This is a genomic window from Arundinibacter roseus (assembly GCF_004348825.1).
Lineage (GTDB): Bacteria > Bacteroidota > Bacteroidia > Cytophagales > Spirosomataceae > Arundinibacter > Arundinibacter roseus.
On sequence record NZ_SMJU01000006.1, the window covers coordinates 343950 to 359367 of the forward strand.

At 45.4% G+C, this 15418-nt stretch carries 14 protein-coding genes; 6 read left to right on the top strand and 8 right to left on the bottom strand.

Annotated features, from left to right (window positions below; all coding sequences use genetic code 11):
- Positions 1–12: 12 nt before the first annotated feature.
- Positions 13–393, bottom strand: coding sequence for a DUF423 domain-containing protein (locus tag EZE20_RS11475; RefSeq protein ID WP_132117665.1), 381 nt, complete (start codon positions 391–393; stop codon positions 13–15).
- Between the two features lie 117 nt (positions 394–510).
- Here EZE20_RS11475 and EZE20_RS11480 point away from each other — a divergent pair, with 117 nt between their 5' ends.
- Positions 511–1551: a glycosyltransferase family 9 protein gene (locus EZE20_RS11480; protein WP_132117667.1), complete on the top strand. Its 1041-nt coding sequence runs from the start codon at positions 511–513 to the stop codon at positions 1549–1551.
- A gap of 7 nt (positions 1552–1558) precedes the next feature.
- Here EZE20_RS11480 and EZE20_RS11485 read toward each other — a convergent pair whose 3' ends face one another.
- Entirely contained in the window at positions 1559–2227 is a 669-nt protein-coding gene (locus EZE20_RS11485; RefSeq protein ID WP_132117669.1) for a YggS family pyridoxal phosphate-dependent enzyme, read from the bottom strand.
- A gap of 130 nt (positions 2228–2357) precedes the next feature.
- On the opposite strand from EZE20_RS11485, the gene EZE20_RS11490 reads away from it, so the two are divergent.
- The 5 genes from EZE20_RS11490 to hemW all read left to right on the top strand — a co-directional run bounded on the left by EZE20_RS11490 (position 2358) and on the right by hemW (position 5734).
- Positions 2358–3299 (top strand): hypothetical protein, encoded by a 942-nt coding sequence (locus EZE20_RS11490; RefSeq protein ID WP_132117671.1) that lies wholly within the window; start codon positions 2358–2360, stop codon positions 3297–3299.
- Between the two features lie 119 nt (positions 3300–3418).
- Positions 3419–3796, top strand: coding sequence for a 30S ribosomal protein S6 (rpsF, locus tag EZE20_RS11495; protein ID WP_132117673.1), 378 nt, complete (start codon positions 3419–3421; stop codon positions 3794–3796).
- 3 nt (positions 3797–3799) lie between these two features.
- Positions 3800–4051, top strand: a complete 252-nt coding sequence (rpsR, locus tag EZE20_RS11500) for a 30S ribosomal protein S18 (protein WP_132117675.1) — start codon at positions 3800–3802, stop codon at positions 4049–4051.
- Between the two features lie 24 nt (positions 4052–4075).
- On the top strand, positions 4076–4519 hold the full coding sequence (rplI, locus tag EZE20_RS11505) for a 50S ribosomal protein L9 (RefSeq protein WP_132117677.1): 444 nt from the start codon (positions 4076–4078) through the stop codon (positions 4517–4519).
- A gap of 87 nt (positions 4520–4606) precedes the next feature.
- Complete coding sequence (gene hemW, locus EZE20_RS11510) at positions 4607–5734, top strand: radical SAM family heme chaperone HemW (RefSeq protein WP_132117679.1); 1128 nt, start codon at positions 4607–4609, stop codon at positions 5732–5734.
- Between the two features lie 68 nt (positions 5735–5802).
- Here the strand turns inward: hemW and EZE20_RS11515 are convergent, their stop codons facing one another.
- From EZE20_RS11515 to EZE20_RS11540, 6 genes are all read right to left on the bottom strand, one after another.
- Entirely contained in the window at positions 5803–6834 is a 1032-nt protein-coding gene (locus EZE20_RS11515) for a DUF6807 domain-containing protein (protein WP_132117681.1), read from the bottom strand.
- Between the two features lie 36 nt (positions 6835–6870).
- Positions 6871–8211 carry a Gfo/Idh/MocA family protein gene (locus tag EZE20_RS11520; RefSeq protein WP_132117683.1) on the bottom strand — a complete coding sequence of 447 codons (1341 nt, stop codon included), beginning with the start codon at positions 8209–8211 and terminating at the stop codon, positions 6871–6873.
- Positions 8212–8268: 57 nt separating this feature from the next.
- Entirely contained in the window at positions 8269–9639 is a 1371-nt protein-coding gene (locus EZE20_RS11525) for a 3-keto-disaccharide hydrolase (protein ID WP_132117685.1), read from the bottom strand.
- A 381-nt stretch (positions 9640–10020) separates the two neighbouring features.
- A complete protein-coding gene (locus EZE20_RS11530) occupies positions 10021–11697 on the bottom strand; it encodes a RagB/SusD family nutrient uptake outer membrane protein (protein ID WP_132117687.1) in 1677 nt (558 codons plus the stop codon).
- A gap of 30 nt (positions 11698–11727) precedes the next feature.
- Entirely contained in the window at positions 11728–14712 is a 2985-nt protein-coding gene (locus EZE20_RS11535; protein WP_228713701.1) for a SusC/RagA family TonB-linked outer membrane protein, read from the bottom strand.
- Positions 14713–14854: 142 nt separating this feature from the next.
- Positions 14855–15355: a hypothetical protein gene (locus EZE20_RS11540; protein WP_132117689.1), complete on the bottom strand. Its 501-nt coding sequence runs from the start codon at positions 15353–15355 to the stop codon at positions 14855–14857.
- Positions 15356–15418 lie beyond the last annotated feature (63 nt).

A 15418-nucleotide genomic window follows, 5' to 3' on the forward strand; every position in this document is an offset into this window, starting at 1 on the left:
AACTACTATACATCAGGCAAATTTTCCGGCAGCAACAAAAAGCATCACCCAACCCAAAATCAGCAACATGCCACCGATTGGGGCTACGGCGCCAAATTTGGTTATTCCTGTAAAGCAAATCGTGTATAATGAGCCGGAGAAAATCAGAACTCCTACAGCAAAAGCATACCCTGACCAATGCAACCATTTTGCAGCCGAAGCATCCGCTTTGGAAAGCAGAACTCCGATCAAAACCAGGGCAATGGCGTGGTAAAATTGATATTTAACGGCTGTTTCGAACGTATCCGCCCGGCCGGAAGCTTCCAATGTAGCTTTGAGAGCGTGCGCACCAAAGGCACCTAATGCAACGGCAATAGCACCCAATAAGGCGCCGGATTGTAACATAAATTTCATAATTCAGAAGAATCGTTTTCCGTACTTTTGATTCAAAGGTACAGGCAAAGCCTCCGCTAAGCAATATCCCTTTGGATTTTCTTGCGTAACTTGCAGGCGCAAACCGGAATTACACACATGGCTTTGGAACAATTTATTGCCCTTTGGACGCATCGCTACCACAAGTACTCCCACATTGCCCGGGCCCATCGAAAAGCCTGGCAGGCATGGAGCTATTTTTTTTGGAAAAAACAAAGTTTTCCCGCTGGTAAACAGCTCATTGCTATTATCCGTACGGAGCATTTTGGTGATATTATTGCCACAGAACCTTTGTCCAGGCATATTCGGGAAGAATTCCCAAACGCTCATCTTGTGTGGTTTGTAAAGCCGGTTTTTAAAGAACTGATTGAAACAAATCCTCATGTTGACGAGGCTTTTCCAGAATTCTGCGTCACACAGCGGCAAACCCTGCTCAAAACCGGCGTTTTTGATCAGATATTTGAGCTTCAATTCCGTAATAATAATCATTGCGCAACCTGCGATGTGTACGTAGAAAATCCACTCGCTGAGGCCAAAGGGGTAAATGTTCATACCTATTTTAATTTCGGAAATTTGCTCAGCGTTTTTGCGCAGATTGCCGGACTTTCGCAGCCAAGAGACGATCAGCCCCGACTTTATTTACAGCAACGACATCAGCTAAAAGTTGATGCCCTTCGTCTGCCCGATTCATTTATCGTAATTCATTGCCAATCCAACTACACTCCCAAAGATTGGCCAAAAGAGCAGTGGAATCATCTGATTTACTATCTGTTGGAGCAGTATTCCTTTTCAATTGTTGAAGTTGGATTGAGCTCAAATCTTTCGGTTAGGCATCCAAACTTTCATTCGTTAACGGGCAAATTATCCATTTTGGAAACTGCGGAAGTCATCCGCCGAGCCGATTATTTCATCGGACTCGACAGCGGACCTTCCCATTTGGCCAACGCGGCCGGCACTTTTGGCTTTGTTCTGATGGGTTCCCTAAACGATTTTCCGGCTTACAACCCGTTTTCGGGCTCGTATGGCCGGCAGGAAAACTGCGTGTTGATTCGGCAGGAAGGGATTCCCTGCGCACAATTACCGTTTGAAACCGTCGTTGAAGCCATTCATGCGCACATGCCGGCACAGGTAAAATCGTAAGGAGAAATCAATTTCTCTTCCCAAAAATAGCGCTCCCGACCCGCACAAGGGTACTGCCTTCTTCGACTGCAATTGGAAAGTCACCGCTCATGCCCATAGATAGCTCAGCCATAGACACTCGCGGATGTGACCACTCCCTCAGCGATTCAAAAAACGCCCGAAGGCTCCGAAACTCCGCCCGTATCTGCTCCTGATTGTCGGTATCGGTGGCCATGCCCATAAGTCCCACAATCTGAATATTTTTAAGATTTTCAAAATCAGGTGATTGCAGGAGTTGAATGGCCTCTTCTTCGGAAAGTCCAAATTTCGTATCTTCTTTCGCAATATAGATTTGTAGCAGACAGGAAATAACCCGATTGTTTTTCAAGGCCTGTTTATTGATTTCACTCAGTAACTTTAAGCTGTCCACCGAATGAATCAAAGCCACAAAAGGTGCAATGTATTTGACCTTATTTGTCTGTAAATGACCGATCATGTGCCAGTCAATATCTTTCGGCAAAGCTTCGTATTTGTCAGTCATTTCCTGCACCTTGTTCTCCCCGAATCGAGTGCAGCCCGCCTGATAGGCCTGCATCAAAACCTCCACCGGTTTGGTTTTAGTGACGGCAATTAGTTTTGTCTTAGTTCCAAGCTGAGAATTTACCTGTAAAATGTTTTCTTTTATAAATGTATCCATTTTTGTATTAGTTGCCTGACAGTGAGTTATTTAATAAAGTAATTGAAATAAAGCCTTATATTTGCAAAAAGTTGGGATTCAAAAAATCTGGAATAAATAGCATTCAAACCAAACAAACACTAAGCATCGCATGGATTACAATCAGGAGCAAAAGCGTGACCGTAAAACCTTACTTTGGGCCGCGCTCGCCATATTGGCACTTTTAAACATTGTCCTGCTCTATTTCTTTTATCAGGAAAGACAGGAGAACGAGAGCAAAGATACCATCATAGCTGCCAAGACCGAAGAGGTATTGTTTACTAAAACAAAATTGGACTCCATTTCCATTCAACTTGATGCAAAAATTGCAGAAATACAACAATTGGGCGGTAGCGTTGATTCTTTGATTGCACTAAAACAGCAATTGGAAAAAGACAAACAATCGTTGCAAAGCAAGAACGCTTATTCGGCCAAAACCTACGAGGACAAAATTCGCTCCTACGAAGCAATTCTTTCCCAAAAAGACAGAGACATTGCGCAGTTGAAGGAAGAATTGGGTATCGTTACGGCCCGAAACGAAGAGTTGTCACAAACCGTAACCGGGCTCCAATCAGAGCGGGAAGCGTTGGCGGATTCGGTAACAAACTTTGCCGTGCAGAATCGGGAGCTTAGCGAAAAAGTCACGATTGCCTCTGCCCTCAGAGCCGAGAATATCCGGGTAAATGCCCTGACTGCCAAAGGAAAAGAACGCGAAGGTGGCAACTACAAAGCCCGCCGGATTGATCAATTGAAAGTAAGTTTTGTATTGGGCGAAAACTCAATTGCCAAGCAAGATCGTAAGGATGTATTCATGCGGATTCTTGATCCGAATGGTGCCGTACTTTCTGACATGGCTACCGGCTCAGGCGCCTTTGTTCACAACGGACGCGAAATGATTTACAGCTCCAAGGAAGCGGTTAATTTTACCAATTCCCGCCAAAATCTGGATATCTACTACGGAAAAGGTGGCGTTCCACTGAAAGATGGCAAGTACACCGTAGAGCTGTACAGTGAAGGATTCAAAATCGGACAGGGCGACTTTACGGTCAAGTAATTCACCCGGCATCTATATTAACAGCAGCAGGGCTTGGAAAAGTGGATTCCAAGCCCTATTTTTGCACCCTCATTTTTTGAGAAAATAGTTTATATCATTTTAAAAATCAATTCATTCGTATGAACAATCAGTATGAAACGGTGTTCATTTTAACTCCCATCTTATCTGAGGCCCAGATGAGGGACACCGTTGACAAGTTCCGTAGTATCCTTACCGACAATGGTGCGGAGATGGTACACCAGGAAGACTGGGGATTGCGCAAGCTGGCCTACCCAATTCAGAAAAAAAACACAGGTTTTTATCACTTATTCGAGTTTACTGCTCCGGGTACTGTGATTGATACCCTGGAAACCGAGTTTCGTCGTGATGAACGCGTGATGCGTTTTCTTACCGTTGCGCTTGATAAGCACGCTGTGGCTTACAATGAGAAAAAGCGTAAAGGGCTGGTAGGCAGAAAAAAAGAAGTAGAAACTGAAACCAAAAAAGAGGAGGCTTAAGCTATGACACTCGTAAACGAACCGGTTGAAAAAAACATCAACCGCAAAAAATATTGCCGTTTTAAGAAATCAGGCATTAAATATATCGACTATAAGGATCCCAATTTCTTATTGAAACTGGTAAACGAGCAGGGCAAAATTTTACCCCGCCGCCTGACAGGTACAAGCTTGAAATATCAGCGCAAAGTATCGCAAGCCATTAAGCGGTCACGCCACTTGGCTCTGATGCCGTTTGTAGCCGATCAATTGAAATAATCACGTAAAGAAGATCGAAAAGAAATGGAAATCATATTGTTAACTGATATTGCCGGTGTTGGGTATAAAAACGACACCGTGAGCGTGAAAGCCGGTTACGGCCGTAATTACCTGATTCCACAGGGATATGCTGTTTTGGCCAATTCTACAAACCGTAAAATTGTCAACGAAAATATTCGTCAGGCCTCACACAAAGCTGAAAAATTGAAGAAAGATGCCGAAGATATTGCCGCGTCAATTGGTGACATGGTGATCAACATTCCGGCAGTGGTTGGCGAAAGCGGACGTATTTTTGGTCGCGTTACCAACACACAGGTGTCTGATGCCCTGCATGCAAAAGGTATCGAAATTGACCGTAAGAAAATTACGGTAGATGACGTGAAGTCAATCGGTACGTACAATGCAATCATTGACCTGCACAAGGAAGTAAAACATACGGTGGTTATCAACGTGGTACCCGCCGAATAATTTATTTTTCAGGTTTATAGAAGAGAAGGCACGGCAATCCGTGCCTTCTCTTGTTTTTAAAGGTAATCCCAGATTTTTCAGCGCTCTATGCATCTGTACTTTCATATTCCCTTTTGCAGGCAGGCCTGCCACTACTGCGATTTTCATTTCAGTACTTCTCTTTCACAAAAAGAGACGATGGTGCAGATGATGATTCGGGAACTTGACTTACAGAAAGACTATTTGCAATCCAGTCAAATCCAAACCATTTATTTTGGAGGGGGGACGCCTTCGCTTCTGTCTACCCACGAACTTTCGTTGCTTCTGAACGCCATACATAAAAACTATACGGTGTTACCTGAGGCAGAAATTACGCTGGAAGCCAATCCTGACGATCTTTCCAAACCTATTTTAACCACGCTGTCGCAACAGGGCGTCAATCGTTTAAGTATTGGCATTCAATCGTTTCATGATCCTCATCTGCGCTTCATGAACCGGATTCATTCGGCACAGGAAGCCGAAGTCTGTGTGAAACAGGCGCAGGAAGTCGGAATTACCAATCTCAGCATTGACCTGATGTATGCCCTGCCGGCCTCCAATCATGCGATTTGGGAGCAAGACATCTCACAGGCCCTTGCGTTGGGTGTGGAGCATATTTCGGCCTACTGCCTGACGATTGAACCCAAGACCACGTTTGGCAATTGGGTAAAAAAGAAAAAAATTGAACCGATTGAAGATGAATTTGCCGCTGAGCAATTTGAAATCCTCATGCAATCTCTTGACTCACAAGGATTTGAACAATATGAAATTTCAAATTTTGCCAAAAACCAACGGTATAGTCAGCATAACAGCGCTTATTGGCAGCGGAAGCCTTACCTCGGCATTGGCCCAAGTGCCCACTCCTACAACGGGCTTAGCCGACACTATACTATCAATCGCAATGCGGCGTACATTCAGGCGCTTTCAGAGTATACTATTCCGGCTACGGTGGAGGAACTGAGTATGACCGAAAAAGTAAATGACTACCTGCTTACCGGCCTGCGCACCCGTTGGGGCTGTCGGCTGGAAGTTTTACAGGAATTGTCTTTGGAAACCTATTGGCCACGAATGCAAAAGGATTTTGAATCAATTCAAAAGCGGGGCTGGATTGAGTTGGAGAATGACGTACTACGCCTGACACATGCAGGAAAATTCTTCGCTGATCGGGTAGCCAGCGAGTTGTTTTTGGAGGATTAATTTTTTGTGAAGCAAAAAAGGTCTGCCAGCAGTTACTGACAGACCATACTTTCCCAAGAATACTCGCTTTACTTTACCTTTGAGAAATCAGAAGCAAGACTTTCCATGTCGGAATCAGACAAATGATGAGACGCTACCACAACCCGATAGCGTACGGTCATGGATTCGCCTTTGGCAAGTTTCTTATTCCGAGCCTTTTCTTTGCCTGAGGAATATTCCTTGTCACCCATAGGGTTAATCGCATAGAGTCCGTATCCACGTGCATGCCAATAGGCCGGATAGCCAATGTTGGCCGGATGATCCAGAATAGCTACACTTACTTTCTCGCTGCCGATAGTACCTTCCAGATCGCACCACGCAGAGCGCTTGCCCCATACATCGTCGCCGGTTACACCTTCTTTGTTCTGATACATACCTGTAACCCCTTCATTATTTAAGGATGCCACTTTGGTAGCAACACCGTTGGCATCAGTAAATACCTCCGGCTTTTTGGAAGGATGTTCCAGCTCTCGGGCAAGCCGAAGCCCCAAAAGGCCTTCTTTGGAATCATTGAACGTAACATCTTCAACAGCGGTAAGCGTTGTGATGCGGTCAATAATTCGTTGATCCCCCGAGGCACTGAACAGATAAGTAGTTTTTTCGGTCAACAGTGTTTTCCCATCCTGACTTACCCAATCGGCCGTTACACCAAGCTGTCCTTTTTTCTTACCACTTTTTACGGTTGTGATGCCAGTATGAATAATGTCTCCATACTTATGTTTGGTACGATCCACGGCATCTGAACTATTCCAGAAATCATAGCCATTTACATCACCATGATTAAGCCATAGTCCTACGTGGTGCGGATGATCTACGCGTTCGCCCGGCCGCGGATCCATCGGCCACCCGCGGGTGATGAGCGTTCCCTGTGCCGTTCTGACCGGATAAAGTACTGCTTTTTTAAGCTTGTCCGGACCAGGAAAAATATAGGATGTAAACGGCTTGCCATCGACACTTACATCTACCTTTTTTTCGGCAGAATTTTCTACCAGTGTTACTTTTTGAGCCCACACATTTCCGGATAGAAAAGCGATGCCAAGGATACAAATTATTTTTTTCATCTGTAAAAATTCAAGTTGCACGAAATAGATAAGGAATTAACTTACGACAATATCCTTCTTCGTTTCATCCCAGGTAACTCTCTTACCCGTGTGCAAAGCCTGTGTAGCCATGATGTTGGCAACTGCGTGGTTAAATCCGGCCCGGGCGGGTGCATTTGGCTGCTTGCGGCTGCGAATGCAATCCATCCAGTTGCGCATGTGCAGCGAGGTCATCGGATCTGCACCCGTGTTGGCACCTGTTTCCATTTTCATGGTACTTGCCAGCGACATTTCCGGTAGCATATTGGCCGACATTCCCATCGCCTTCGCCGGACCGGCAGCGAGACCGCCTTCGGGTGTAATTTTGTTGGTATCCAGGTTAATCATCCCGCCGTTTGAGTAGTAATATTCTTTTACATCTCCGGCAGCCTGATGCATTCTCGACGAATAAATCACCTGAAATCCTTTGTTTTTGTCATTGAACGGGCCATATTCAAACACGGCCGTAAACGTATCGGCGTTGGTACGTCCGTCTTTCCAGACATATACACCACCGTTGGCTACCACGGAACGCGGAGCTTCTAAACCGGCAAACCAGTGCACGGTATCAATTTGGTGCGACATCCACTGTCCGGGAATACCCGAAGAGTAGGGATAAAACAAGCGGTATTCCAGATAGTACCGGGGGTTCCAGGCAACTTTGGGGCGATTGAGCAGGAAGCGATCCCAGTCTACATCTTCTTTCTTGATGGAATCGACGAGATCCGGGCGGCGCCACCGTCCGGGTTGGTTGACATTCCAGGTCATTTCTACCATCGAAATATCACCAAATTTACCGGAGTTGATAAACTCATTGGCTGCATGGTAGTTTGGTGCTGAGCGGCGCTGCGAACCTACCTGAACAATTTGCTTGGAAGCCTCGGCGGTTTTGAGCGCAAGTTTTGCATCTTCCAGCGACTCGGCAAAAGGCTTTTCCATGTAAACATCGCGTCCCGAGCGAACAGCATCTACGCTATGCAGCGCGTGCTGAAAATCGGCGGTACTGATAATTACGGCGTCTACATCCTTGCGGGCAAGTAGCTCATCGTTGTTGCGGCATTTCACAAAATCGTTGCTTACCCATCCTTTGCCTTTCAGCGTTTTTTCGGCTTCTTCGCGGCGGCGGGTCCAAATATCAGATACACCCATGAACTCAAAATTCATTTCTTTGGCATGCTCCATAAAACTAGGGGCCAATGAACTTCTGAAACGGTCCGAAAAACCGATGATACCAACCCGAACACGGTCGTTGGCACCAACAATTTTGCGATAGCTTGCGGCACTGAATGCCTGTGTGCCGAGCGCAACGCCTGCCGTGGCAAGGGTGGCTTTTTTTATAAAATCTCTTCTGTTTGACATAAATCTGATTTTTTTAGGTTGGGTACGGAATAAAATAATCTCGTTTTGTTCAAAGAACTATTTTTTGATTTCTCTTACTTTCAAGCTTCTGAAAGAAACCAGGTCGCCGTGATCCTGCAACAGAAGATTTCCCTGCTCAGCAAGACCAAATTTTTCGTGATCCTTATACTTGGAACGTGCGACAAGCGCATCATAAATCGGACCGCCACGGGGATATTCCAGTACTTTTTGTTCGTTCAGGAAATGTTCAACTTTTCCATCCGGATGCACCACAATACGCCCACGGTTCCACACGCCAATTTTATTTACAGCGTTTCTTGGCTTTTGGGCCGGAATCAGATCATAAAGCGAAGCAAGCGTGCGGTTGCCCACTACGCCCATTTTGGCATCAGGGTGTTTGGCATCATCAAGTACCTGATATTCCAGACCAAGACCCGATTTTCCTTTGGCATCCAGGCCTTCATTTACAAAATACTTCACACCGCTATTGGCACCTTCGGAAAGTTTAAATTCAAATTGAAATTCAAATCCGGGGCCAAATTTCTCCCGAGTCACGATGTCATTTCCAGTTTCAGAACCATCCGATTTCGTAATTGTGATGGTGCCGTCCGAGGTATTCCAGCGTTTCTGAGGAAACGATTCATTGTTATAACCCCGCCATTGGTCTGCCGACTTACCATCGAAAAGCAGTTTCCAGCCCTGCGCTTTTTCGGGATCTGAAAGCGTATTGGGAATCATGTTAGCTACCCGGATATTTGCTGCGGGTGTCAGCTTCAAATCCGTTGTTTTGATTCGGATATTTTTCCATTTTACCTGCGTTCCGTCCTGCTCGGGCGTGTTGATAGCGTGTACCTGCAAACAGATAAATCCGCTTGGGGTCATGTCGTCGATCAGATACGCAACGGGTACGCCATTCAGGAAGGTCTGAATCGTGTTTCCGATGGCTTCAATACGGTATTTGTTCCACTGATTATTTTTGAAGGCTGTTTTTGCCTCAGGATTAAGGTCGCCGGGATAGAGCCACCCGCGGCGGGCTTCGTCATAAATACCAGCGGCCCAACCCCGGCTACTCGGGTCAATTTCTACCTGATAACCGTGTACGCGGCCATTCATGTAGTCAGGCTTTGACAGACTGCGAATCTGAATACCGGAGTTCAGGCGGTCGTCTACCATGACTTCACATTCGAGGATAAAATCGGCATAATCCTTCTCCGTGGTTAAAAAAGAATTGGGAGTATTCAGGGTAGAGGTTCCCACAATTGCTCCATCTTTTACTTCATATTTTGCTTTTCCATTCAATTGCTTCCAGCCACTCAGGTCTTTGCCATTGAACAGATTTACCCATCCATCTTTCGATTTCTGGGCGAACGAACTACTTGCCAAACATCCAAAAAGCAGGACGGCTACTAAAAAACAATGTTTTTTCATTCTTGAAACTATTAATGTTTTACAGGGTCAGGCTAACGAACGTCAGCCTTTGGATAAGATTGTTGGGAATTAAGTAATTGGAATGTAAATTCTTTTACTCCTTAAAAACGATACAAACCGACTCTTACCCTTACAAAGTCTGTGCATTCAGCCATTTATGGTCAATTCTTTTCATTTTTTAGCCGAATGCCTCACATATATTTGTTCGAATTACTTCATCAATAAAGAAATTCTCGTTTCCAATATACTACTCCTGAAAAAGAGAAAAGTCCCCTACGAGGGGGACTTTTCTACTGAGGAATCAATCGCGCAGAAGCCAACAATTCAATGAATTATGTAGCAAATGCCCTACCCTCACACAGGTAGTGTCGTTAAATGGAATCAATAGCCAGGATTTTGTGGGAAAGCCGTTTGATTGCCTTCTACCCGGTCAATTTGATTTTGTGGGATCGGTCTCAGCACGTGAAAATCCTTAATATTGGGTGCAGCCTGTGGGTTATACTTCTTTACACGCTCCACCAGATTTCCCCAACGTTTCAGGTCAAACCAGCGCATTTGCTCGCCGAGTAATTCTCTCTCACGTTCTGCCATAAGAAATTCCATAGTCAAATCGGAGGCCGTAATTTCCATTTCAGCCTTTTTACCAGGCCAACCTGCACGACGACGAATCACGTTAATTGCCTCTACTGCTTCGGCGGTTTTGCCTTGCTTAAACTGTGCTTCGGCAAGTATCAGGTAGGTCTCAGCCAAACGAAAAGCGATATAATCACGAACCCCTTCAAACTGCGTACGGTCGGCGCGGCCACCGTCTATGTGTTTACGCAGCGCTGGAAAAATACGTTCGGTATACATACTTGGAGTCATAACCTGATAGGGCCGCTTGGCGCGCTCGGCTTCGGACATTTCATAACCCGGATCGAAAATCGTGGTATCTCCCTGAGCAAACGTTACGGTAGGCTTTGATTTATCAAAACTGGTATTGAAAGTTCCAGGCTTGTTGCTATAATACACATCTTTGAAAGTTTTGTAATAGCGACTGTCGATATCACGATTTACAAAAACCTCATTAAGCGTATATTTTGTAGGCATGTACCGCTTAAAAGGGCGACCGTTTTCAGTATCCCGTTGCATCCCGGGAAGTACATCATACTCCATCAGAAAGAACACGTGGGCGTTATTTCCACCACCATTGGTTAAGGGGCTGTTTGTGTATTGTACTGCAAAAACCACCTCTTCGTTTTTCTCATTTCCCTGCCGATGCACATCCGCAAAATCATCTACAAGTTTAATTCCGTAGTTATTAATTACATTGGAAGCAAACGTTGCTGCTTTGGCAAAATCGTCAGAAGCCTTAGCCTCTGAGGTAGCTTTTGTCAAATATACACGGGCTAGTAGATGCTCGGCAGATGCCCGGGTAAAGCGGCCATAATCAGCAGATCTTGCCCTGTTTTCCAAATCGGGCAATGCTGATTCGAGATCGCTAATAATGGCAGCATACATTTCCTGAATAGAAGCCCGGGTCGCTACCTTTGTAGGCGCAACTGTTTCAGTCAGACGTAAATCTACTCCACCATACAATTGCGTAAGAAGGAAGTAGTGGTGCGCCCGGATCACTTTGACCTCAGCTACGCGCTGCTTACGCAGGGCTTCACTGATATTAGGAACAGCTGGTGCACGCTCAACTACTGCGTTTGCGGCATTAATACCTACGTACAACAAATCCCAAACCTCACGAGCGTGTGCTGACCGCGCATCAAAACCTCCGTCGTAGGTATTGATGAATTTGTGGCTACCGTCGGCTCCGTTCTGATAGGAATCTGTACCAAAAATGGTAAAGTTGTTTCCCCGTTCTGTACCATACCATTCACGTAAAGAACTGTAAACTGCATTTACACCATCATTGAAACCGGTGGTAGTATTGAGATAATTATTTCCAATACCAGATACAACTTCCTCATCAAGAACACTCACGTTACATGACTGACCAATGAATAAGGCGGCAACGAGCGCCCCCGTCTGGAAAAATTTAGAAGCTTTTATATTGACTATTTTTTTCATAAAAATAAAATTTTCAGGTTACCGAATAACTTAGAATCGAATGTTTAGTCCGAAAGTAAAAATAGAAGTTGCAGGAGAAAGATCAGACCCAATAGACCTGTTTTCGTTACTTGGGCCATTGTCTAGTTCAACCTCAGGATCTATTCCTTTGTATTTGGTACGGTATTCAGAGAATATAAATGGCTGCTGTATGCTGGAATAAATCCGCAGGCTCTGCATTCCCAGCTTGGCGGCTACATTTGAAGGCACGTTATACCCTACATTAATATTTCTCACTTTCAGGAAAGAACCGTCGAAATACCGCAGAGTTGAGCTATACCGGGGCGATTCCTGATTTTCATTTGGACGCGGGAATTCGTTGGTAGGATTGTTGGGCGTCCAATAGTCGATATCCAGGTTGTTATAACGACCTGCAAGTGCGTTGTTACCCTGATGGAAACCGCTGGTAATAAACTGCCCGGCCCGTGCATACAGGAAGAAGGACAGGTCAATACCTTTATATTCAAAACGGTTGGTAAGACCGGCAACAAATGCGGGTATCGCTGAACCCAAAATCTGACGGTCATCAGCATTAATCACGCCGTCGTTATTGATATCCTCAATTTTGATTTCACCCACTTTGCTTTGGTACCGTGCAGCTTCATCCGCTTCGTTGGTTTGCCAGATACCAATCTTTCTAAAATCAAACACTACCGATAACGGCTCGCCGATAAAACGCCCGGCTGCTATATCATCCACTTTGCCATTGGCAAGTTCAACGATTTCCTCGCGGTTACGCGTGAACATAAAGTCACTTCTCCAAACAAAACCGCCTTTATCTACATTCACTGTTGACAGAGAAAGCTCGATTCCTTTGTTACGTGTGTGCCCGATATTGGTTGTAAAACCACCAAAACCTGTTGAATTAGGAAGCGGCTGTGGTGCAAGCAAATCGGTAGTATTGGTCACATAATATTCCAAAGCACCGGATACGCGACCGTTGAAGAAGCTAAAATCAAGTCCTGCATTTGCAGTGGCGGAGGATTCCCAGCGAAGGTCGGGGTTTCCAATAGAACCCGGACGGTAGCCGAAGGCGGCGTTATTGTCCCAGGCGTAGGAAGTGCGGGAAAGCAATGGTTGTGTTTGATAGGGGTTAATTGCCTGATTACCCGTTGATCCATAGCTCAGACGTAGCTTTGCCATATCTAACCACCGAACATTTTGCAGGAACGACTCGCTGGAAATGTTCCAGCCCACGGCTACCGATGGGAAATAACCAAACTTAGTATTGGCGCCAAATCGCGAAGAACCATCAGCCCGCATGGTTGCAGTAAGAAGATATTTTTCTTTATAGTCATAGTTAACCCGTGCCATGTACGATAACAAAGCCCATTCTGTTAATCCGGTTCCGACACTATTTACCTGGCTTGCGCTTCCCAAGTTATAGAACTGCTGGGTTTCGGCTGGGATGCCTGTCACATTGATACCAGAGGTCTCGAAGTTATCTCTCTGATACGATTGCAATGCCGTTATATTCAGGTTGTGTACCTGATTGAACTGCTTGGTATAGGTCAGGATGTTTTCAAGTGTATAGTTGAAGCTAAATGTATTTCCTACACTACCCGAAGGTGGTGCACTACGACGGGCATTGGTTTGACTTCCAAAGAAACGGCCATAGCGGTTGATGTTAATATCCGGCCCAAAATTAAATCGATATTTCAGCCCATCAATAATTTGAACTTCACCGTACAAACTATTGAAAATGCGGTAGCTTTTGCGCTCGTCAATTATAGCACCTGGTATGATTTCAGCCAATGGATTGGTACGAAGACCATCTTGTGTAGGCAGGAATATCAATAAACCTTCGTCATCATAGGGTTTTCCCAGAGGGTTTTCAGCCAATGCACCTCCAAGTGGGTTGAAGTTTTCACCATTGCGCAAACTATACACAGCCACCGTAGATGTTCCTACCTTGATTTTGTCATTAATTTTATGATCAAGATTTACTCGGAAAGTATACCGGGTAAAATCCTGATTTTTAACGACGCCTTTGTCTTTAAAGAAGTTGCTTGAAATATTGAATTGAGTTTTTTCAGTACCACCTGATACCGACACCTGATGGCTCTGAATAGCACCCGTCCGTAGGAGCGCGGCGGGATAGTCAGTGCTACGGCCCAACTGAATGGACTCTAACTCAACAGGTTCAAAAATTCGTGCATCAGCATCGGCAGTTGCTGGCCCGGCAGGATAGTTGCCACCCGTACGGCGCGACTCACGCTTGTACTCAGCGAACTCCGGTCCGTTCATTACGTCAATTCTTCCAAGCTCCTGATTTACACCAGCATAGGTATCAATACTTACCGTAGTTTTACCGGGCGTTCCTCTTTTAGTGGTAATAATTACAACCCCATTTGCACCTCGTGAACCGTAGATAGCCGTTGATGAAGCGTCTTTCAAAACCTCCATTGACGCAATGTCATTGGGGTTAATATCATCAATACCACCGGCCAACGGAATACCGTCGACCACAAACAGAGGATCGTTGGAAGCATTGAACGACCGGCGACCGCGGATACGAATCTGCGGAGCGGCACCCGGCTTACTACCCGCCTGATTCACGTCCACACCGGCTGCACGTCCCTGCAGAGCCTGACGGGCATTGGTTACCGGAAGTTCGCCAATTTCACGGGCACTTACCGAGGATATTGCCCCCGTCATTTGGCTCTTTTTCTGGGTACCATAGCCCACGACAACTACCTCATTCAGTGTTTTTAAATCAGCACTCATAGATATGTTTATCGTGCTTCTGTTGCCAACAGGAACCTCCTGAATTACGAATCCTACTGCCGAAAAAACAAGAATAGCATTACTGCCCGTCACATTAATTGAATACTTGCCATCTGCATCGGTAGTAGTACCTGCGGTAGAGTTTTTCAAAACTACGGTCACCCCCGGTAATCCTGTATTATCCTCAGCCGAAGTAATGACCCCGGTAACAGTCTGCGCCTGTGCAAATACGGGCATCATGCCCATCATCCAAAGAATCAAAATTGGTACTAAACCCGGAAAACGCGTCCCTTTTTTGCGGTGGGGATCTCCCATCTGACTACTTGTAAAAAGTTTTCTCATTTGTACATTTTTTTTAAAATTTAACTTTGTTTCAACACTCCTTTTTTACTTATTTTAAACTACTCCTATTTTTCCTTTCAATTTCTTTGGATGTACTATCCTGATTTACAGTCACTTGCAAGGTGTCATTTTCACACATAATCGTTTGGGAAAATGAATTCCCGGAAGCACCCGACTCCCAGAATACAACACCTAAAAACAGCCCAATTACTACCAAAATACCTGCACTCCATCGCAAAAAATTCCAGTTGGTGGCGAGCGCTTTCAGCGATGGATCCAGTCTCTCGATTTCGGGCAATAGCTCAATGGACGTGCGAATTCTGTTCCAGAGCGACCCCGTTTCTTCTCCTGACATTTCCTCCAATTCCCAGTCCGATACAGACCGCACCAACTCCCTGGCCGACGATACTGTGCCCGACATGTGTGGATGCTTTTGCAGCCACTGTTCCCAAAAAATCCGAATTGGCGAATCTTCGGGATGACGGATCCACCGGATAAATAGGCGCTCCGTTGCTAACTCTTCGGCAGTATATTCCGAGTATGGTTTCATCGTTTGTTCATGAGATATGCAGGTTTTTGACCTCCCAAACCCATGACACCGATAACGGAATAT

What these genes read in the sequence shown, in the direction of transcription:
- rpsR (WP_132117675.1), top strand. Translation starts at nt 3,800, where the DNA reads ATGACACTCGTAAACGAACCGGTTGAAAAAAACATCAACCGCAAAAAA.
- EZE20_RS11475 (WP_132117665.1), bottom strand. Translation starts at nt 393, where the DNA reads ATGAAATTTATGTTACAATCCGGCGCCTTATTGGGTGCTATTGCCGTT.
- EZE20_RS11480 (WP_132117667.1), top strand. Translation starts at nt 511, where the DNA reads ATGGCTTTGGAACAATTTATTGCCCTTTGGACGCATCGCTACCACAAG.
- rpsF (WP_132117673.1), top strand. Translation starts at nt 3,419, where the DNA reads ATGAACAATCAGTATGAAACGGTGTTCATTTTAACTCCCATCTTATCT.
- EZE20_RS11525 (WP_132117685.1), bottom strand. Translation starts at nt 9,639, where the DNA reads ATGAAAAAACATTGTTTTTTAGTAGCCGTCCTGCTTTTTGGATGTTTG.
- hemW (WP_132117679.1), top strand. Translation starts at nt 4,607, where the DNA reads ATGCATCTGTACTTTCATATTCCCTTTTGCAGGCAGGCCTGCCACTAC.
- EZE20_RS11530 (WP_132117687.1), bottom strand. Translation starts at nt 11,697, where the DNA reads ATGAAAAAAATAGTCAATATAAAAGCTTCTAAATTTTTCCAGACGGGG.
- EZE20_RS11540 (WP_132117689.1), bottom strand. Translation starts at nt 15,355, where the DNA reads ATGAAACCATACTCGGAATATACTGCCGAAGAGTTAGCAACGGAGCGC.
- EZE20_RS11520 (WP_132117683.1), bottom strand. Translation starts at nt 8,211, where the DNA reads ATGTCAAACAGAAGAGATTTTATAAAAAAAGCCACCCTTGCCACGGCA.
- rplI (WP_132117677.1), top strand. Translation starts at nt 4,076, where the DNA reads ATGGAAATCATATTGTTAACTGATATTGCCGGTGTTGGGTATAAAAAC.
- EZE20_RS11485 (WP_132117669.1), bottom strand. Translation starts at nt 2,227, where the DNA reads ATGGATACATTTATAAAAGAAAACATTTTACAGGTAAATTCTCAGCTT.
- EZE20_RS11515 (WP_132117681.1), bottom strand. Translation starts at nt 6,834, where the DNA reads ATGAAAAAAATAATTTGTATCCTTGGCATCGCTTTTCTATCCGGAAAT.
- EZE20_RS11535 (WP_228713701.1), bottom strand. Translation starts at nt 14,712, where the DNA reads ATGATGGGCATGATGCCCGTATTTGCACAGGCGCAGACTGTTACCGGG.
- EZE20_RS11490 (WP_132117671.1), top strand. Translation starts at nt 2,358, where the DNA reads ATGGATTACAATCAGGAGCAAAAGCGTGACCGTAAAACCTTACTTTGG.